20 protein-coding genes are annotated in these 18483 nt (G+C 69.7%); 12 read left to right on the top strand and 8 right to left on the bottom strand.

The window, feature by feature from the left end; translation table 11 throughout:
• Window positions 1-115 precede the first annotated feature (115 nt).
• Window positions 116-712, bottom strand: coding sequence for an MlaC/ttg2D family ABC transporter substrate-binding protein (locus tag JCM7685_RS03885; RefSeq protein ID WP_074970164.1), 597 nt, complete (start codon window positions 710-712; stop codon window positions 116-118).
• Window positions 702-1400, bottom strand: coding sequence for an MlaA family lipoprotein (locus tag JCM7685_RS03880; RefSeq protein ID WP_074970166.1), 699 nt, complete (start codon window positions 1398-1400; stop codon window positions 702-704). The genes JCM7685_RS03885 and JCM7685_RS03880 overlap by 11 nt, the downstream gene beginning before the upstream one ends.
• Window positions 1401-1559: 159 nt before the next feature.
• Between JCM7685_RS03880 and JCM7685_RS03875 the strand changes: the two genes are divergently transcribed.
• Window positions 1560-3302, top strand: a complete 1743-nt coding sequence (locus tag JCM7685_RS03875; RefSeq protein ID WP_074970168.1) for a type I secretion system permease/ATPase — start codon at window positions 1560-1562, stop codon at window positions 3300-3302.
• Window positions 3299-4720, top strand: a complete 1422-nt coding sequence (locus JCM7685_RS03870) for an HlyD family type I secretion periplasmic adaptor subunit (RefSeq protein ID WP_083412921.1) — start codon at window positions 3299-3301, stop codon at window positions 4718-4720. Before JCM7685_RS03875 ends, JCM7685_RS03870 begins: the two co-directional genes overlap by 4 nt.
• 87 nt (window positions 4721-4807) lie before the next feature.
• Here JCM7685_RS03870 and argF read toward each other — a convergent pair whose 3' ends face one another.
• The 4 genes from argF to JCM7685_RS03850 form a co-directional block, all read right to left on the bottom strand.
• Window positions 4808-5734 carry an ornithine carbamoyltransferase gene (gene argF / locus JCM7685_RS03865; RefSeq protein WP_074970170.1) on the bottom strand — a complete coding sequence of 309 codons (927 nt, stop codon included), beginning with the start codon at window positions 5732-5734 and terminating at the stop codon, window positions 4808-4810.
• A gap of 101 nt (window positions 5735-5835) precedes the next feature.
• The gene (locus tag JCM7685_RS03860; protein WP_074970172.1) at window positions 5836-6312 is read right to left on the bottom strand and encodes a GNAT family N-acetyltransferase; all 477 of its coding nucleotides are present in this window, start codon (window positions 6310-6312) and stop codon (window positions 5836-5838) included.
• Entirely contained in the window at window positions 6305-7477 is a 1173-nt protein-coding gene (locus tag JCM7685_RS03855; RefSeq protein ID WP_074970174.1) for an aspartate aminotransferase family protein, read from the bottom strand. The genes JCM7685_RS03860 and JCM7685_RS03855 overlap by 8 nt, the downstream gene beginning before the upstream one ends.
• A gap of 195 nt (window positions 7478-7672) precedes the next feature.
• Window positions 7673-8494, bottom strand: coding sequence for an ABC transporter permease (locus tag JCM7685_RS03850; protein WP_074970176.1), 822 nt, complete (start codon window positions 8492-8494; stop codon window positions 7673-7675).
• A gap of 129 nt (window positions 8495-8623) precedes the next feature.
• Here JCM7685_RS03850 and JCM7685_RS03845 point away from each other — a divergent pair, with 129 nt between their 5' ends.
• From JCM7685_RS03845 to truA, 3 genes are all read left to right on the top strand, one after another.
• A complete protein-coding gene (locus JCM7685_RS03845) occupies window positions 8624-9238 on the top strand; it encodes a GcrA family cell cycle regulator (protein ID WP_074970178.1) in 615 nt (204 codons plus the stop codon).
• A gap of 236 nt (window positions 9239-9474) precedes the next feature.
• Entirely contained in the window at window positions 9475-10467 is a 993-nt protein-coding gene (locus JCM7685_RS03840; RefSeq protein ID WP_074970180.1) for a 5-bromo-4-chloroindolyl phosphate hydrolysis family protein, read from the top strand.
• A 2-nt stretch (window positions 10468-10469) separates the two neighbouring features.
• Window positions 10470-11249 (top strand): tRNA pseudouridine(38-40) synthase TruA, encoded by a 780-nt coding sequence (gene truA, locus JCM7685_RS03835; protein WP_074970182.1) that lies wholly within the window; start codon window positions 10470-10472, stop codon window positions 11247-11249.
• Here truA and JCM7685_RS03830 read toward each other — a convergent pair.
• Both JCM7685_RS03830 and JCM7685_RS03825 read right to left on the bottom strand, forming a co-directional pair.
• Window positions 11222-12115, bottom strand: a complete 894-nt coding sequence (locus tag JCM7685_RS03830; RefSeq protein ID WP_408634325.1) for an NAD-dependent epimerase/dehydratase family protein — start codon at window positions 12113-12115, stop codon at window positions 11222-11224. The two genes, truA and JCM7685_RS03830, sit on opposite strands and share 28 nt — an antisense overlap.
• 139 nt (window positions 12116-12254) lie before the next feature.
• Window positions 12255-12998 (bottom strand): sugar transferase, encoded by a 744-nt coding sequence (locus tag JCM7685_RS03825; RefSeq protein WP_083412923.1) that lies wholly within the window; start codon window positions 12996-12998, stop codon window positions 12255-12257.
• 156 nt (window positions 12999-13154) lie between these two features.
• Between JCM7685_RS03825 and JCM7685_RS03820 the strand changes: the two genes are divergently transcribed.
• From JCM7685_RS03820 to JCM7685_RS03790, 7 genes are all read left to right on the top strand, one after another.
• Window positions 13155-13613 carry a universal stress protein gene (locus JCM7685_RS03820; RefSeq protein WP_074970186.1) on the top strand — a complete coding sequence of 153 codons (459 nt, stop codon included), beginning with the start codon at window positions 13155-13157 and terminating at the stop codon, window positions 13611-13613.
• Window positions 13610-14215 (top strand): CPBP family glutamic-type intramembrane protease, encoded by a 606-nt coding sequence (locus tag JCM7685_RS03815; RefSeq protein ID WP_074970188.1) that lies wholly within the window; start codon window positions 13610-13612, stop codon window positions 14213-14215. Before JCM7685_RS03820 ends, JCM7685_RS03815 begins: the two co-directional genes overlap by 4 nt.
• A gap of 48 nt (window positions 14216-14263) precedes the next feature.
• On the top strand, window positions 14264-14818 hold the full coding sequence (locus JCM7685_RS03810) for a NifU family protein (RefSeq protein ID WP_074970190.1): 555 nt from the start codon (window positions 14264-14266) through the stop codon (window positions 14816-14818).
• Window positions 14808-15407, top strand: coding sequence for a tRNA (adenosine(37)-N6)-threonylcarbamoyltransferase complex dimerization subunit type 1 TsaB (tsaB, locus tag JCM7685_RS03805; protein WP_170848972.1), 600 nt, complete (start codon window positions 14808-14810; stop codon window positions 15405-15407). The genes JCM7685_RS03810 and tsaB overlap by 11 nt, the downstream gene beginning before the upstream one ends.
• A gap of 5 nt (window positions 15408-15412) precedes the next feature.
• A complete protein-coding gene (locus JCM7685_RS03800) occupies window positions 15413-15835 on the top strand; it encodes a GNAT family N-acetyltransferase (protein ID WP_231964682.1) in 423 nt (140 codons plus the stop codon).
• Window positions 15836-15908: 73 nt separating this feature from the next.
• The gene (locus JCM7685_RS03795) at window positions 15909-16895 is read left to right on the top strand and encodes a BMP family lipoprotein (RefSeq protein WP_074970194.1); all 987 of its coding nucleotides are present in this window, start codon (window positions 15909-15911) and stop codon (window positions 16893-16895) included.
• Complete coding sequence (locus JCM7685_RS03790; RefSeq protein ID WP_074970196.1) at window positions 16895-18454, top strand: ABC transporter ATP-binding protein; 1560 nt, start codon at window positions 16895-16897, stop codon at window positions 18452-18454. The genes JCM7685_RS03795 and JCM7685_RS03790 overlap by 1 nt, the downstream gene beginning before the upstream one ends.
• Window positions 18455-18483 lie beyond the last annotated feature (29 nt).

Raw genomic sequence — 18483 nt, 5'->3', positions numbered from 1 at the left:
CAGGATTTGTACAAAGGGCTTGACATCGGCCATTTTTTGCCTCATCAGCGCGGTCGGTAAGGGCTGCGCCGTTGCGGTGGGTATTTGGAAAACGGAAAGATGCCGCTGTCGCGCCTCAGCCTGCCTGTTGCAGGTCGGCGGCCAGCGCCGCGAGGTCGCCCTTGCGCCGCGCCAGCAGGGCGCCGATCTCGGCCCGTTCCGAGGCGAGCATGTTCACCCCCTCGATGATGATGTTGAAATAGCGGCTTTTCCCGGACTTGTCCGAGACGTGCCATTCCACCTCCATCGGGCTGCGGCCCTTGAGATGGGCGATCGAGGTCACGGCGAAGAAGGATTTGACCGGCTTGGCTCCGGTGACTTCGATCTTCGAGCCGATGAACTCGCGGAAGCGCTTGCCGTATTTGCGGCCGATATAGCCCTGGAAGGCCTGCTTGTAGGCGGCGAATTCGGCCGGCGCGGCCGCGCGCGCCGCCGGGCCCAAGGCCGAGCGGGCGATGATGTCCACATCGGCGTAGCGCGCGAAGATCGCCTCGAATTCGCGATACATCTGCGCCGGCGGCCGGCCCGAGTTGATGACGGCATAGACCTCGTCCAGCGACTTCTGGATCAGCGCCTTGGCCTGGGTCGTGTCCAGCGCCCAGGCCGGCGTCGCGGCCACGGCGAGCCCGGCCCCGATCAGCCCCAGGACTCCGCGGCGGGTCTCATTCGGCATAAGGGTCAATGGCCTCTCCTTCCTGTCCGAGTTCATGGCGGCGATGCTGCGACCAGATCAGCCGCGTCTGGGCGTAACTATCGGCACTTTCATAAAGGACGCTATCGACGGAATCGCTGAAACGCCCCCGCTCACCGGCTTTTGAGGCCACCCGCGCGCCCATGCCGATCAGATACTGGTCGCGGTTCAGCCAGCCGCGCATCGGGTCGATCACGATGTCGACAACCCGGCCCGCCGCGTCGCGGGTGCTGGAAGGCCCGATCAGCGGCAGCTCCAGATAGGCGCCCTCGCCCACGCCCCAGACCGCCAGCGTCTGGCCGAAATCCGTGTCCTCCTCGGGCAGGGCGAAATCCTGGCCGGCGGGGTCCAGGAAGCCCGCGAGGCCCAGCGTCGAATTGACCAGGAAGCGGAAGGTCGTGCGCACGGCCGGCGCCGGCTTGCCCTGCAGCAGATGATTCACGGCCTTGCCCGGCAGTGCCAGGTTTGAGCCGAAGTTCCCAACCGCCTGAACGGCTTGGCCGGCTTCCCCACCCGAGGCGCCGCTACTGGCCCGCTTGACCAGATGCGTGTCCACGCCCTTGTTGAAGGCGTGAACCCGCCGGTTCAGCGGCTCCAGCGGATCGGCGATCTGTCCCGAGGGCTGCGGACCGGCGCAGGCGGCAAGGCCCAGGCCTGCGGCAAGAAGCATCCAGCGGCTCAATGTTTTGCTAACCTTCCCTTGCTAGTCCTGGGGTCTCAGGCCGATTCCCGCGCATCGGGAATACGATCTGTTCTGATGCTTGGACTTGGGATAAGCGCAGCAACAGCGCCCGGCAACCCCGGCCGGACGATCAGGAAAGGAACCGGCATGGCTTCGCCGCCGATGCGACATCACGGGCGACAGGAGCTGAGCAAGGCGCGGGGCCGCGCCTGGCAGCTTTACGCCTTCGTCGGGCTGTTTTCCTTTGCCGTGAACATGCTGATGCTCACCGGACCGCTGTTCATGATGCAGGTCTATGACCGCGTCCTGGCCTCGCGCTCGGTCGAGACGCTGACCGCGCTGTTCCTGCTGGTGGTGTTCCTGTTCACGCTGATGGGCGTCCTCGACCTGGCGCGCAACCGCATCATGGCCCGCGTCGCCGCCCGCTTCCAGGAACGAATGGAGGGCCGGGTCTTCACCGCCGCGCTGCAGGACGGCCAGGCCGCCGGCTCGGACCTGGTGGTGCGCGGCGGCATGCGCGACCTCGAGGCGGTGCAGCGCCTGATCGGCTCACCGGTGCTGATGGCGCTCTTCGATCTGCCCTGGGCGCCGTTCTTCCTGGCCGCCGTCTATATCTTTCACCCGCTGCTGGGCGCGGTTGCCACCGCCGGATTGCTGATCCTGGTGGTCGCCACGGTGCTGAACCAATGGCTCAGCCGCGAATCGCTGCAACAGGCCGCCATCGCCAGCCAATCGGCCGAGCGCATGTCCGACCTCTACCGCGACGAGGGCGAGCTGATCGGCTCGCTCGGCATGCGCGCCGCCGCCTTCAGCCGCTGGCAAGAGGCGCGCGACCGCGCCACCGAGGCCGCCATGCAGGGCAGCGACCGCGCCACGGGATTCACCGTGTTTTCCCGCAGCTTCCGGCTGTTCCTGCAAAGCGCGCTGCTGGCCGCCGGCGCCTGGCTGGTCCTGAAGCAAGAGGTGACGCCCGGCGCCATGATCGCCTCTTCGATCCTGATGGGCCGGGCACTGGCCCCGATCGAGCAGGTGGTCGGCGGCTGGTCCATCGTCCAGCGCGCGCAGGACGGCTGGAACCGGCTCGCGGAACTGCTGTCGCGCCGGCCGGCACCTACCCCCCGCACCCCCCTGCCCCGGCCCGACGCCCAGCTCGAGCTGCGTAACCTGACCGTGATCCCGCCCGGCCAGGGCATCGCCACGCTGCGCGGCGTCGGCTTCGACCTGAACCCCGGCCAGGCGCTGGGGGTGATCGGCCCCTCGGGTGCGGGCAAGACCACGCTCGCGCGCGCGCTGACCGGGGCTTGGCCCATCGCCGGCGGCTCGATCCGGCTGGCGGGGGCGACGCTCGACCAATACGACCCCGACGTGCTGGGCGGGCTGATCGGCTATCTGCCGCAGCAGGTGACGCTGTTCGACGGCACCATCGCGGAAAACATCGCGCGGCTTTCGCCGCAGCCCGACCCGCAGCGTGTCGTGGCCGCCGCCACCGCCGCCGCCGCACATCGCATGATCCTGGACCTGCCGCAGGGCTATGACACCAGGGTCAGCCAGACCGGCGGCCGACTTTCGGGCGGACAGATCCAGCGCATCGGGCTTGCCCGCGCGCTCTATGCCGACCCGGTGATCTTCGTGCTGGACGAGCCGAACTCGAACCTCGACAACGAGGGCTCGGCAGCGCTGAACGTCGCCATCCGCAACATCAAGGCCCGCGGCGGCGCCGTCATCATCATGGCGCATCGCCCGGCCGCGATCAGCGAATGCGAATTGCTGCTGGTGCTGGACCAGGGCATGCGCCGCGCCTTCGGGCCGCGCGACGAGGTGTTGAAATCCCTGGTCAAGAACGCGGATCAGATCGTGCGCAGCCAGGGACAGGGCGGAGGCGTGACATGACCGATCCGCTGGACACCGGCCGCGCCCCGGTCGAAAAACCCGCGACCGAACCCGGCGGCGCATCGCCGCAGTTTCGCGCCCGGCGGGCCGAGACCCCGCAGCCGCCGCCGAACCCGCCGCACAAGCGCCCGGAATGGTCGGCGCGAGGTGCAGTGATCCTGGGCATGGTCGCGCTTCTGGTGCTGTTCGGCGGTTTCGGCCTTTGGGCCTGGACTGCACGCATCGCCGGCGCCGTGGTCGCCGCCGGCCAGGTCGAAGTCGAGCAGCGCCGCCAGGTCGTCCAGCACCCCGACGGCGGCGTCGTGGCCGAGATCCTGACCCAGGACGGCGAAAGCGTTACCGCCGGCCAGGTGCTGATCCGGCTGGACGGCACGCTGCTCAAGACCGAACTCGCCATCGTCGAGGGCCAGTATTTCGAGATCCTCGCCCGCCGCGGCCGGCTGGAGGCCGAGCGCGCCGACGGAAAGCAGATCGTCTTCCCCGAGGAGCTGGTCAGCGCCGCCGCCACCCGTCCCGAACTCAAGGCGCTCATGCAGGGTCAGGAAAGCCTGTTCCGCGCCCGGCTCGACACGCTGGACCAGTCGCTGGGCCAGCTTGCCAAACAGGCCGAGCAGGTGCAGTCCCAGATCGGCGGCATCGACGCCCAGGACCGCGCCCTGCAAAAGCAGCGCGACTTCATCGCGCAAGAGCTGCGCGACCAGCGCTCGCTGCTGGAAAAGGGCCTGGCGCAGGCGCCGCGGGTGCTGGCGCTGGAACGCGAGGCGGCGCGGCTCGACGGCCTGCTGGGCGAAACCACCGCCACGCGCGCCCGGGCGGTCACGCAGCTTGCGGAAATCGACCTGTCGCGGCTGGAAAAGACCGCCACCCATCGCGAGGCGGCCGAGACCGAACTGCGCGATCTCGGCTATCGCGAGCTGGAACTGGCGGAACGCCGCCGGGCGCTGGTCGAACAGGTCTCGCGGCTCGAGATCCGCGCCCCGGTCTCGGGCGTGGTGCAGGAACTGCAGGTGACAACGCCGCGGGCGGTGATCCGCGCCGCCGATCCCATCCTGTACATCATCCCGCAGGACCGGCCGCTGGTCGTCGCCGCCCATATCGCCCCGATCAACATCGACGAGGTGCATCCGGGGCAAGAGGTGGTGCTGCGCTTCTCGTCCTTCTCGTCGCGCACCACCCCCGAAATCGACGGCCGGCTCAGCCGGGTCTCGCCCGACACGCTGGTCGATCAGGCCACCCGCGTGCCCTATTACCGGGCCGAGGTCACCATCCCCCCCGATCAGGTGCAAAAGCTCAAGGGCCTGGAACTGGTCCCCGGCATGCCGGTCGAGGTCTATGTCCAGACCGGCGAACGCAGCCCGATGGCCTATCTGGTCAAGCCGCTGAGCGATTACTTCACCCGCGCCTTCCGCGAAAACTGAAAAGGCGCGGCCATCCCGCCGCGCCCTGCCGTTTCTTTTGTGCGAAAATATCCTGGGGGTGCGGGGGCAACGCCCCCGCCCGACGCCTCAGACGCCCAGGCACCAGCGCATGACGGCCTTCTGGGCATGCAGCCGGTTCTCGGCCTCGTCGAAGATCACCGAATTCGGCCCGTCCATCACCGCGCTGGTCACCTCGTCGTCGCGATGCGCCGGCAGGCAATGCATGAACAACGCGTCGGGTTTTGCCCGCGCCATCAGCGCCTCGTTGACCTGATAACCGCGCAGCTGGTTGTGGCGCCGCTCGCGCGCCGATTGCGGGTCGTGCATCGACACCCAGGTGTCGGTCACCACCAGATCGGCCCCTTCTACCGCCTTGGCCGGATCGCGCTCGATCGTCACCTGAACGCCCTGGGCGCGGGCGAACTCGACCGCCTCGCGCTCGGGGTCCAGCGTCGAGGGCCCGGTGAAGGTGAAATCATAGCCGAACTGCCCGGCCGCATGGATCATCGAGCAGCAGACGTTGTTGCCGTCGCCCGACCAGACCACCTTGCGCCCGGCGATGGGGCCGCGATGCTCTTCGAAGGTCATCACATCGGCCATGATCTGGCAGGGGTGGGTGCGGTTGGTCAGCCCGTTGACCACCGGAACGCTGGCATATTCCGCCATCTCCAGCAGCGTCGCCTCCTCGAAGGTGCGGATCATGATCAGGTCGACATAGCGCGACAGCACCCGGGCGGTGTCGGCGATGGTCTCGCCATGGCCCAGCTGCATCTCCTGACCCGACAGCACCATGGTCTGCCCGCCCATCTGACGCACGCCAAGGTCGAAGCTGACCCGGGTCCGGGTCGAGGGCTTTTCGAAGATCAGCGCCACCATCCGGTTCTTCAGCGGGGCTTCGGCATCCGGCGTCGCCTTGGGCAGGCCGGCGCGGGCATCCTTCATCCGGCGGGCGGAATCGATCATGCCGCGCAGCTCTGCCTTGTCGGTGGTATGGATGTCGAGGAAACTGTTCATCTTTGGTCTGTCTTTCGGATTGATCCGGCCAGCAAGCCGCTTTGCCGATGCGAGGTCAAGGCCCGACCCCGGTTTTTTATGCGCGTCGGAAACACGGGGCTTCATCGGTGCCGCGTCATCACGCGGGCCAGCGTCCCGTCCTCGGACCGGCGCAGCGCCTCGCCGGCAAATCCCGCCTTCTCATAGGCGCGGATGGCGCGCAGGTTGTCCGGTTCCGGATCGATGACCAGCACCGGCGTCTCGGCCAGCAGCCGGTCCGACAACGCACGCAGCCAGGCCCCGCCCTGCCCGAAGCCGGCGGGTCCCGAAAAGCAGTCGATCGCCAGCGTCCCGGCGGGCAGATCGGCGAAATGCGGCGCACCCCAACGATGGGCCGGATAGAACTGCGCATAGCCCAACGGCACACCGTCCCGCAGCGCCAGAACCTGCCGCATCTCGGGCAGGTCCAGATCCTCGTCGATCCCGGCCAGCTGCTTCTCGGCCCCGCGCCACCAGCGCGCCACCTCGGGCAGGCGCAGCCAATCCGCCAGCTGGGGCAGATCGGCGCGCGTCACCGGCCGGAACGCGTATTCAGCCATCCAGCCGGCCGGCCGCGCGGTCCAGCCGCACCACCGCCTCGGCGATCTCCTCGTCCGAGATGATCAGCGGCGGCAGCAGGCGCAGGGTGTTGTCGGCCGCCGCCACGGTCAGCACATGTTCCGCATAGCCGGCCCGCACCATCTCGGTCGGGGCGACGCGGCATTTCAGGCCCAGCATCAGCCCCTGCCCGCGCACGCTTTCAAACACCGAGGGATGCGCCGCCACCAGCCCCTCCAGCTTCTGGCGCAGCAGCGCCGCCTTGCGGTTCACCTCGGCCAGGAATTCGGGCGCGGCGATGATCTGCATCACCTTGGCGCCGACCGCGCAAGCCAGCGGATTGCCGCCATAGGTCGAGCCGTGCGTGCCCGCCCCCATGCCCGAGGCGGCCTTTTCCGTGGCCAGCACCGCACCCAGCGGAAAGCCGCCGCCGATGCCCTTGGCGACCATCATGATGTCCGGCGCGATGCCGGCATATTCATGCGCGAACAGCCGGCCGGTCCGGCCCATGCCCGACTGCACCTCGTCCAGCACCAGCAGCGCGCCGGTGCGGTCGCAGAGTTCGCGGATCAGCCGCAGATCGGCATCGGGCAACGGACGGATGCCGCCCTCGCCCTGCACCGGCTCCAGCATGACGGCGGCGGTACGCTGCGAGATCGCCGCCTCCAGCGCCGCCATGTCGCCCCAGGGCAGGTGCCGGAACCCCGGCATCAGCGGGCCGAAGCCCTGGACCATCTTTTCCGACCCCGAGGCGGCGATGGCCCCGGTCGAGCGGCCGTGGAAGGCGCCTTCGAAGGTCAGGATCTCGATCCGCTCGGGATCGCCCTGCTCGCTCCAATATTTGCGCACCATCTTGATCGCCAGCTCGGCGGCCTCGGTGCCGGAATTGGTGATGAAGGCGGTGTCGGCGAAGGTGTTGGCGACCAGCAGTTCGGCCAGCTTCTCCTGCTCGGGGATCTGGTAGAGGTTCGAGACATGCCAGATCCGCTGCGCCTGTTCGGTCAGCGCCGCCACCAGTTCCGGGTTGGCATGGCCGAGCGCGTTCACGGCGATCCCGGCCCCCAGGTCCAGGTATCGCGTCCCATCCGTCGCGATGGCCCAAGAGCCCTCGCCCCGCTCGAAGGCGATGGGGGCGCGGTTATAGATCGGCAGGACGTGCGAATTCATGGGGTTACCCTCTCTGGGAACGGGTGCGTGGCGGCACCATGGGCTGACGGAAGGCGGAAGGCAGGCGGGATCGGACGCGAAAGCGTCAACGTCGGGGACGGGCGATGATGGCGGTCCGCGGGGTCATGGCCCGTCGCATAGCGCGGAAGCGCCGCCCGCGCAACGGTGATTTCGGTGGCGGATCCGGCCGTCATCTCAGGGCTTCATCCGATAGCCCGAGGCCAGCCAGCGCCAAGCGACGGCCAGCACCAGCACCACCGTCAGCACGCAGACCGCGAGGCCGCGCAGCACCGGCGCGTCCGAGACGCCCAGGATGCCGTAGCGGGCGCCGTCGATCAGATAGAAGATCGGGTTCCAATGCGCGAAGGCCCGGAACGGCTGCGGCAGCGCCTGGACCGAATAGAAGGTGCCCGACAGGAACGACAGCGGCGTGACGATGAAATTGGTGATCACCGCCATCTGGTCGAATTTCTGCGCCACGATCCCGGCCAGCAGCCCCAGCCCGCCCATCAGCAATGCGCCCAGCACCACGAAGCCCAGGGCCCAGGCGGGATGCGCCACGCCCTGGCCGATGACCAGCGCCATGCCGGCGGCGATGGCCCCGGCGACGATCAGCGCCCGGGCGACCGCGCCGATCAGATATCCGGCCAGGATCTCGCCCGCCGACAGCGGCGGCATCAGCGTATCGACGATATTGCCCTGCATCTTCGACGAGATCAGGCTCGACGAGGTGTTGGCGAAGGCGTTCTGGATCACCGTCATCATCAGGATGCCGGGTCCCAGGAAGGCGAGATAGGGCAGGCCCATGACCTCGCCCCGGCTGCGGCCCAGCGCCAGGGCGAAGACCACGACGAACAGCGCCGAGGTCATCAGCGGCGCGAAGACGGTCTGCTGCCAGACCGACATGAAGCGCATGATCTCGCGCTGGGACAGGGTATAGAGCCCCAGCCAGTTCACCCGGCCAAAGCGGCGCACGCCCATCTGGCGGATTCCGGGTCGGGTCTGGATCGGCTGCATCGGCGCTCCTTGAATTTGCGGGTGCGGACGGGTAAATCTGGCTATCCCCGGATTTAAGCCCGGGCCTGCCGGAATTGAAGCCACGAACACGAAGGCACCGGACCGCAGCCGGTGCAGGAAAGGCAAGCCATGTCCTGGACCGACGAGCGCGTCGAGACGCTGAAACGCATGTGGGCCGAGGGACAGTCGGCCAGCCAGATCGCCAAGGAGCTTGGCGGCGTCACCCGCAACGCCGTGATCGGCAAGGTCCACCGGCTGGGCCTGTCGAATCGCGGCGAAGAGGCCGAGGCCGCCCCCGCCGAGCCGAAACCGGCCGCCGCCGCGCCGATCCCCGAGCCCGCGGCCCGGCCCGAAGCCGCCCCCGAGCCCGCGCCGCAGCCCAAGCCGGCCGCGGCCGCCGCGGCGCCCGCCGCCGAACCGGCCCCCGAGGCCGCGGCCGCCGCGCCGCAGCCCAGCTTCAACCGCCGCACCCTGGTGCCCTCGGGCCAGCCGCTGCCGCCGCAGCCCTCGGCCAACGAGATCAGCCCCGAGGCGCTGGCCTCGGTGCGCGAGGTGGAAAAGCGCGCCCGCAAGCTGACGCTGATGGAACTGACCGAACGCACCTGCAAATGGCCGATCGGCGACCCGGCGACCGACAAGTTCTGGTTCTGCGGCCTGCCCTCGGTGCCCGGCAAACCCTATTGCGAGGCTCATGTCGGCGTGGCCTTCCAGCCGATGAGCTCGCGCCGCGACCGCCGCCGCTAGGCGACCGGCACGACACGGGGCCGAAAGAGCGCCTTTCCGCGCGGCACCCGCAGCCCCGCCCGGCGGCCGCCGCCCTTTCTTTCGCGGCCGGCGCGTCCTATATCCTGCGGGCAATCCGCGAAGACGCGCCGAAAGGAAGCCGATGTCCCAGAAAGCGATGCAGCGCCTGTCCTTCTTCCTGCTGATGGGGCTGACGCTCTATGCCGCCTTCGTGGGCGCGGGCTGAGGGCGGGCGGATGGCCAAGCGCTTTGGCGGCCGCTTCTCGCCGCAGCCGCAGCCGGACGAAAACGGCGCCCGCCGGCCGGCGCGTCCGGCGCCCGGCGAGGTCCGGCACCCGCTGGAATCGCGCACCCGCTGGGTCACGATCATGGCGATTCCCTTTCTGATCAGCGCCTTCTGGCAGGACCCGAACGGGCTTGCCCTGCATCTGATCGCCTTCGGCAGCCTCGCCTCGGGCATGTGGATGACGCGCGAGGGGCTGCAGGCCGAGGCCGCCTATGACGCCCGCCGCGTCGCCCGCCGCCCGGCGATCCCGCGCAAGCTGTTCGGCGGCATCCTGACCGGGCTCGGCCTCGCCATCGGCGCCTATGTCCCCGGCGCCGAGGCCGGCGCGGGCGTCATCGGCGTCGCCGGCGCCGTGCTGCACTGGCTGGCCTTCGGCACCGACCCGATGCGCGACAAGGGCATGGAGGGCGTCGACGCGTTCCAGCAGGACCGGGCCCAGCGCATCCTGGCCGAGGGCGAGGCGCATCTGAAGGCGATGCAGGACGCCATCCTGCGCACCGGCGACCGCCGGCTGGAAGCCCGGGTCGGCATGTTCGCCGCCACCGCGCGCGAGCTTTTCGGCCATATCGAGGACGACCCCGACCATATCGCCCCGCTGCGCCGCTATCTGGGCGTCTATCTGCAGGGCGCGCGCGACGCCACGGTCAAGTTCTCGGACCTCTATGCCCAGACCCGCGACCCGCGGGCGCGCCAGGATTACGAGACCTTGCTGGACGACCTGGAAACCGAATTCGCCGCCCGCAGCGCCCGGCTGCTGGAAGGCGGCCGCAGCGATCTCGACATCGAGATCAGCGTGCTGCGCGAGCGGCTGGCGCGCGAGGGGGTCCGCCCCGCCGATCCCGCCCCCACCGATCCCGCCCCTGCCGATCCGGCGGCGCTGGAGCGTCCGATGACGCTGGACGACCTGCTGATCCCGCGGCAAGGCGAAAAGCAGCGCCGCTAGAGATGCCCCGCTTCGCCCTGCTGATCGAATATGACGGCACGCCCTTCGCCGGCTGGCAGGCCCAGGCCGACCAGCCCAGCGTGCAGGGTGCCATCGAGGCGGCGCTGGCCCGGCTCGACCCCGGCTTCGCGCAGGGCGCCCGGATCGCCGCGGCCGGCCGCACCGATGCCGGCGTCCATGCCACCGGCCAGGTCGCCCATGCCGATCTGGCCCGCGACTGGGACCCGTTCCGGCTGTCCGAGGCGCTGAACTGGCATCTGAAGCCCGCGCCGGTCGCCATCCTGTCGGCCGCGCGGGTCGGCGACGATTTCCACGCCCGCTTCTCGGCGCATGAGCGGCGCTATACCTTCCGGCTGGTCGCCCGGCGCGCGCCGGTCACGCATGATCGCGGCCGGGTCTGGCAGGTGCAGAACCCGCTGGACCTTGACGCCATGCGGGCCGGGGCCGCGCATCTGCTGGGCTTGCACGACTTCACCACCTTCCGCTCGACCATGTGCCAGTCGAACAGCCCGGTAAAGACGCTGGACCAGATCCGCATTGAGGAAATCGCCATCCCGCAGGGGCGCGAATTCCGCTTTCACCTGCGGGCGCGGTCTTTCCTGCACAACCAGGTGCGCTCGATCGTCGGCACGTTGGAGCGGGTCGGTGCCGGGTCCTGGCCGCCCTGCCGCGTGGCGCAGGCACTGGCCGCCCGCGACCGTGCCGCCTGCGGTCCGGTCTGCCCGCCGCAGGGGCTGTACCTGACCGGCGTGGGCTACGACCCGGCGCCGTTTCCCGGCTGATCCCACAGCGCCCGCATCCCCTCGGCGATGCCGGTCCGGGCGATGAAGCCGAAGCCCTCGCGCGCGGCCAGCGGGCTGCCCAGCGACTCGCGGATGTCGCCGCTGCGCAGAGCGGCATGTTCGACCGGGCTCGCGCCGCGTCCGGCCAGGAGGTCGAGCTGCGCCACCAGCTCCAGCAGCGTCGTGCCGGCGCCGGTGCAGATGTTGAAGACCCGGGCGCCGCCGCCCTGCGCCGCCGACGCGCCGGCACGCAGCAGCGCCTCGACCACGTCGGCGACATAGATGAAGTCGCGGCTCTGGCCGCCGTCGCCAAAGATCACCTGCGGCCGGTCGGCCCGTCGATTGGCGCAGAATTTCGAGATCACCCCGGCATAGGGCGATGCCGCGTCCTGCCTCAGTCCGTAGACGTTGAAGAAGCGCAGGCCCACCGAGGCGAGGCCATGCACCTCGGCCATGGCGCGGACCTGATGCTCGGAGCCGAGCTTGTCGGCGCCATAGGGCGAGATCGGCAGCGGCAGGTCATCCTCGGCGCAAGCGGCGCCCGAGCGGTTGCCATAGACCGCTGCGGAAGAGGCATAGACCACCGGCACCTTGCCCGCCCGCTGCGCGGCCTGCAGCACGGCCATGGTGCCGCCCAGGTTCACCCGATGCGCCGCCATCCAGTCCGAAATGCACAGCTGCACCGAAACCCGCGCTACCAGGTGAAAGACCCGGTCGACGTCTTGCAGCAGCGAGTCGAGCAGCGCGCCGTCTGCGACGTCGCCGGCGATCAGCCGCACATCCGGGGGCAGATTGGCGCGGCGCCCGCTGGACAGGTCGTCCAGGACGGTGACGTCACGCCCCTCGGCCAGCAGGCGCTCGACCAGGTGGCTGCCGATGAACCCGGCCCGTCACCAGGATTCTGTGCTGCAAACTCATGTCCCCGTCTTCGCATCGGCGAAACTAGGGCAGAAAACGGCGGGGCGCCAGAGGACGAAGGGCCGCCGCGAGGGCGGCCGTCAGGGATCAGTTGCGGCCGCGCCGGCGCGGGCGTTCGTCCTTGTAGACCACGACCAGGATCGTGCGCCACAGGATCCACAGGTCCAGCCCCAGGGTGCGGTTCTTCTGATAGATCAGGTCGATCTTCAGCTTGGTCGGCAGGCAGCGGCCGGCATAGGCGGCCTCGGTCGCCTCGGCGCTCTTGCAGCGGCGCAGGATCTTGTCCTCGTGCCGGTGATAGATCAGCGTCGCGAGCCCGGTGACGCCGGGGCGGCTTTTCAGCACCTGCCCATAGACCGCCGGATAGCGGTCCACATATTCGCGGATGGTCGGGCGCGGGCCGACGAAGCTCATGTCGCCCTTGAGGATGTTGAACAGCTGCGGCAGCTCGTCGATGCGGGTGCGCCGCATGAAATGGCCCAAGGGCGTGATGCGCCAGGCCTTGTGCGCGCCGGTGACGCCGAAATCGTCCTCTTGCCGCAACATGGTGCGGAACTTCAGATGGGTAAAGGTCCGGCCGGGCGCCAGCATGCGGGGCGCGGCGTAAAAGATCGGACGGCCCTGCACCACCAGCAGGATCAGCGCGAAGACGGCCATGACGACCGAAAGCGGCACCAGCAACACCAGCGCCAGCACGATGTCGAACAGCCGTTTCGAAAGGGGCATGGCCGCGACCGCTCTGCCGTCGGCCTGGAACCAGGACATGGCGGGCTGAGGCAAGGTGGCGAGCCGGGCGATGTCGGCCTTTTCCCAATCTTGGTGGATTGTCACAATTCCGTCCCGCGTTCGGCGCTTTGGCTAACCTAAGTCGAGTAACACAGCACCCCTGAATTGCAAACCGTCGCAAGAGGGAAAGCGCACAAGACTTGCGCCAGCGTGTCCTTTCGGCCAGTCTTTGCCCAGATCGGGGCAACCGGACGGAGAGCGATGCGGAAATTTCTGGTGGTTCTGGACGATTCGCGCGAATGCCTGAACGCCATCCGCTATGCCGCCCTGCGCGCATCCCGCACCGGCGGCGGGGTGCAGGTGCTGGCGGTGATCCCCGCGAACGCCATCCAGCACGGCATGGGCGTGGCCGAGGTGATGCGCGCCGAGGCCTATGAGCGGATCGAGGCGCATTACGAGGTCTTTGCAAAATGGATGCGCGACCGGCCGGGGATCGAACCCGAGCTGGTGGTGCGCGAGGGCGAGCCGGGCAACGAGCTTCTGGCCCAGATCGGCGCCGACCCCGAGATCGGCGTGGTGGTGCTGGGCGCCTCGACCGAAAGCGCAGGGCCGGGGCCGCTGGTCACCCGGCTGCTGCGCGAGGTGGCGACCCTGCCCTGCCCCGTCACCATCGTGCCCGGCGACATCTCGCGCGAGCGGCTGGAGCAGATCACCGGATGAACCGGCCCCTGGCGCTGGCGGCGGTGCTGGCGATCCCGGGTCTTGCGGCGCTGTTCCATCTGCTGGGGCAGTCCGGCCTGCGGCCGCTCGACGCGCAGCTGGCGGGGCTGGCGGCCTATTGGACCGCTTTGGCGATTGCCCTGGCCCGCTGCGGCGGATGGTCGCTGCGGCTGCGCCGGCCCTCGGTGCCGGCAGTGCTGGCGCTGGTCGCGCTGGTGCTGGCGGCGCTGGCCTGGCAGGGCGGCACGCTGCTGCGGCTGTCGCCCGGCGTGCTGGCGGCGGTGGTGCTGGCGGCGGCGCTGAACGGCGCGCTGGAAGAGGCTTTCTGGCGCGGCGCGCTGATCCCGGATCCGGGCCCGGGCGCGCAGGCGCTGGCGGCGGCGCTGTTCGTGCTGTGGCACCTGGCGCCGGCGGCGGGCGCGGGGCTGGCCGGGCAGGACACCCTGCGCCTGCTGCTGGGCGCGGCGCTGATCGCACCCTTCATGATGGCGGCGCGGCTGTCCTCTGGGACCGCGGGCGCGGGCGCGCTTGCCCATGCCCTGGTGAACCTGCTGGCTTTTTCCGGGCTCGCCGCCGCGAACGGGATGCCCGCTTCGGCTTGACTTGCGCCCCCTTCGATCCCCATATCCCCGGACAAAGGAGCCCGCGCCATGTTCATCCAGACCGAAACCACCCCGAACCCCGCGACGCTGAAATTCCTGCCGGGCGAAACCGTGCTGGGCAGCGGCACCGCCGATTTCCCCCAGGCCGAGGCCGCGTCCGCCAGCCCGCTGGCCCGCCGCATCTTCGCGGTGCCAGGGGTGACCGGCGTGTTCCTCGGCTCGGATTTCGTGACCGTGACCAAGGCCGACGACGCGGTCTGGGACCACCTGAAGCCCTCGGTCCTGGGCGCGATCATGGAGCATTACCAGTCCGGCGCCCCGGCGATCGAGGGCACCGCCGCCAGCGGCCATAACGAGCAATCGGGCCCGGATGCCGAAATCGTTACCCAGATCAAGGAGCTGCTGGACACCCGCGTGCGTCCGGCCGTGGCCCAGGACGGCGGCGACATCACCTTCCACGGCTTCGACCGCGGCGTGGTCTATCTGCACATGCAGGGCGCCTGCGCCGGCTGCCCCTCGTCCACGCTGACGCTGAAGATGGGCATCGAAAACCTGCTGCGCCACTATATCCCCGAAGTGACCGAGGTCCGCCCTGTTGGCTGAGCCGCTGTCGCTGGGCTTCGACACATCGGCCGCGCATTGCGCGGCCGCTTTGCTGCAAGGCGACCGTGTGCTGGCCCAGGCGCAGGAAGACATGGCCCGCGGCCAGGCCGAGCGGCTGATGCCGCTGCTGCAGGACCTGCTGGCCCAGGCCGGCGTCGGCTGGCGCGACCTCTCGGTGATCGGCTGCGGCACCGGGCCGGGCAATTTCACCGGCATCCGCATCGCCGTCGCCGCCGCGCGCGGGCTGTCGCTGTCTCTGGGCATCCCCGCCGTCGGCGTCGGCCGGGCCGAGGCCGCCGCCCATGGCCTGGCCCGGCCCTGCCGCGTGCTGCTGCCCGCCCGCGACGGCGAGGTGCTGTGGCAGGATTTCGGACCCGGGCTGGACAGCCGGCCCCGGCAGGGGGCGGTCCACGACCTGCCGCCCGGCCCGCCGGTGCATCGCCACCCCCTGCTGCCGCTGGCCGAGGCCATCGCCCGCATCGCCCTGGACCGCCGCGCCGCGCCCGGCCTGCCGCGCCCGGCGCCGATCTACCTGCGTCCCGCCGATGCCGCGCCCGCGCGCGACCGCGGCCCGGTGATGCTGCCCTGACCGCCGTGACCCGCCCCGACCAGCTTGCCGAACTGCATCTGCGCTGTTTCGCGGCCCATCCCCGGCCCTGGTCGGCGCCGGAATTCGACGCGCTGCTGAAAAGCCCGCTGAATTTCCTGCTCGTCCGCCCGCAGGGTTTCCTGCTGGGCCGCGCCGTCGCCGGCGAGGCCGAGTTGCTGACCCTGGCCGTCGCCCCCGAGGCGCGGCGCCAGGGCCTGGGCGCGCAGCTGCTTCGGGACTTCGCCGCAGCGTCGCGGGCGCGCGGCGCCGAGATGGCTTTCCTGGAGGTCGCGGCCGACAATGCCGGCGCCATCGCGCTTTATGCCGGGCGCGGCTGGGAAAACGCCGGCCGGCGGCGCAACTACTATGCGCCGGGGCTGGATGCGATCCTGATGCGCCGTGCCCTGGGGCTCGCGACAAACGGTTGACGGAGTCCGGCCCTTGCGCCCTAATCCGGCTATCCCGCGGGCTGAATCGCCCGCCCAAGGTTGAGGTTCCAAAATGTCCCCGATGAAATTCCTGCTGACCGGCGCCTGCCTGAGCCTTTTGCCGCTGGCGGCCCTGGCCGATCCGGCGCTGATCTTCGACCTGGGCGGGAAATTCGACAAGTCGTTCAACGAGGCCGCCTATAACGGCGCCGAGCGCTGGAAGGCCGAGACCGGCGGCAGCTACAAGGAACTGGAGATGCAGTCCGAGGCGATGCGCGAACAGGCGCTGCGCCGGCTGGCGCAATCGGGCGCCAACCCCATCGTGATGACCGGCTTCGCCTTCGGCGAGGTGCTGAACAAGGTGGCGCCGGACTATCCGGACACGAAATTCGTCCTGATCGACATGGTGGTCGAACAGCCCAACGTGCAATCCATCGTCTTTACCGAGGAACAGGGCTCGTACCTGGCCGGCGTGCTGGCGGCGCAGGCATCGAAATCGGGCACGGTCGGCTTCATCGGCGGCATGGACATCCCGCTGATCCACAAGTTCGAATGCGGCTATGCCCAGGGCTTCAAGGCCGCGCGGCCGGACGGCAAGGTCATCGTCAACTATACCGGCACCACGCCCGCCGCCTGGAACGACCCGGTCAAGGGCGGCGAGCTGGTCAAGGCCCAGCTGTCGCAGGGGGCGGACGTGATCTATGCCGCGGCCGGCGGCACCGGCATCGGCGTCCTGCAGGCGGCGGCGGACGCGGGGATCCTGTCCATCGGCGTCGACAGCAACCAGAACCACCTGCATCCGGGCAAGGTGCTGACCTCGATGGTCAAGGGCGTGGACAATTCGGTCTATGAATCCTTCAAGGCCGGCACCGAGATCCAGCCGGGCGTCAAGGTCATGGACCTGAAATCCGGCGGCGTCTCGGTGGCGATGGACGACGACAACAAGCCGCTGATCACCGAGGAAATGGCCGCCGCCGTCGAGGCCGCGACCAAAAGCATCGAGGACGGCTCGGTCAAGGTCCACGACTACATGACCGACAACACCTGCCCGGTGAAGTGATGGCATCGGCCGGCGCCCCCGCGATCGAATTGCGGGGGATCTGCAAGGCCTTCGGGCCGGTGCAGGCCAACAAGGACATCGACCTGGTGGTGCCGCGCGGCACCATCCACGGCATCATCGGCGAGAACGGCGCCGGCAAGTCGACGCTGATGTCGATCCTCTACGGCTTCTATCGTCCCGACGCGGGCGAGATCCTGATCGACGGCCGGCCCACCCAGATCGCCGACAGCCAGGCCGCGATCCGCGCCGGCATCGGCATGGTGTTCCAGCATTTCAAGCTGGTGCGGAACTTCACCGTACTGGAAAACGTGATCCTGGGCGCCGAGGACGGCGCGCTTCTGCGCCCGTCGCTGTCGCGCGCCCGGGGCGAGCTGAAGCGGCTGGCGGCGGAATACGGGCTGCAGGTCGATCCCGACGCGCTGGTCGAGGACCTGTCGGTCGGCCACCAGCAGCGGGTCGAGATCCTGAAGGCGCTGTATCGCCGGGCCGAGATCCTGATCCTGGACGAGCCCACGGGCGTGCTGACCCCCGCCGAGGCCGACCACCTGTTCCGCATCCTGCGGGGCCTGCGGGACGAGGGCAAGACCATCGTCCTGATCACCCACAAGCTGCGCGAGATCATGGCGGCGACCGACAATGTCTCGGTCATGCGGCGGGGCGAGATGGTGGGTTCGGTCAGGACCGCCGAGACCGGCCCGGCCGAACTGGCCGAGCTGATGGTCGGCCGCAAGGTGCTGCTCAGGGTCGAGAAGCCGCCGGCCGCGCCCGGCGCCCCGGTGCTGGAACTGCGGGGCTTGCGCATGGTCGATGCCCAGGGCGTCGAGCGGCTGCGCGGCATCGACCTCGACATCCGCGCGGGCGAGATCCTGGGCATCGCCGGCGTCGCCGGCAACGGCCAGACGCAGCTGCTGGAGATCCTCGGCGGTTTCCCCGAGGCCGGCGCGACGCTTTCGGGCGAGATCCGGCTGAAGGGCGCGCCGCTGGCGCTGGCCGGCTCGAACGGCCGCGCCCGCCGCGCGGCCGGCATCGGCCACGTCCCCGAGGACCGGCAGACCGAAGGGTTGATCATGGATTTCTCGGCCTGGGAGAACACGGCCTTCGGCTATCAGGACGCGCCGGAATACAACCGCGGCGGCCTGATGGATCACGCCGCCATCCGCGCCGACGCGGCGGACAAGATCGCGCGTTTCGACATCCGCCCGCCCGACCCCGAGCTTGCGGCGAAGAATTTCTCGGGCGGGAACCAGCAGAAGATCGTCGTCGCCCGCGAGGTCGAGCGCGACCCCGACCTGCTGCTGGTCGGGCAGCCGACGCGCGGCGTCGACATCGGCGCCATCGAGTTCATCCACAAGCGCATCGTCGCCTTGCGCGATGCCGGCAAGGCGGTGCTGCTGGTCTCGGTCGAGCTGGACGAGATCCTGGCGCTGTCGGACCGGATCGCGGTCATGTTCGACGGCCGCATCATGGGCGAGCGCCTGCCCGATCAGGCGACGACCGGCGAATTGGGCTGCCTGATGGCCGGCGTCGATCCCGCGACCCGCCCCGAGGTGGTCTCGTGATGCCGCGCGGCCGGCCTCCGGCGGGGGTA

Origin of the sequence: Paracoccus aminovorans, assembly GCF_900005615.1 — a bacterium.
GTDB classification, from domain to species: Bacteria; Pseudomonadota; Alphaproteobacteria; order Rhodobacterales; family Rhodobacteraceae; genus Paracoccus; species Paracoccus aminovorans.
The sequence above is the reverse complement of the archived record's forward strand: the minus strand, read 5'-3'. Positions and strand labels throughout refer to the sequence as shown.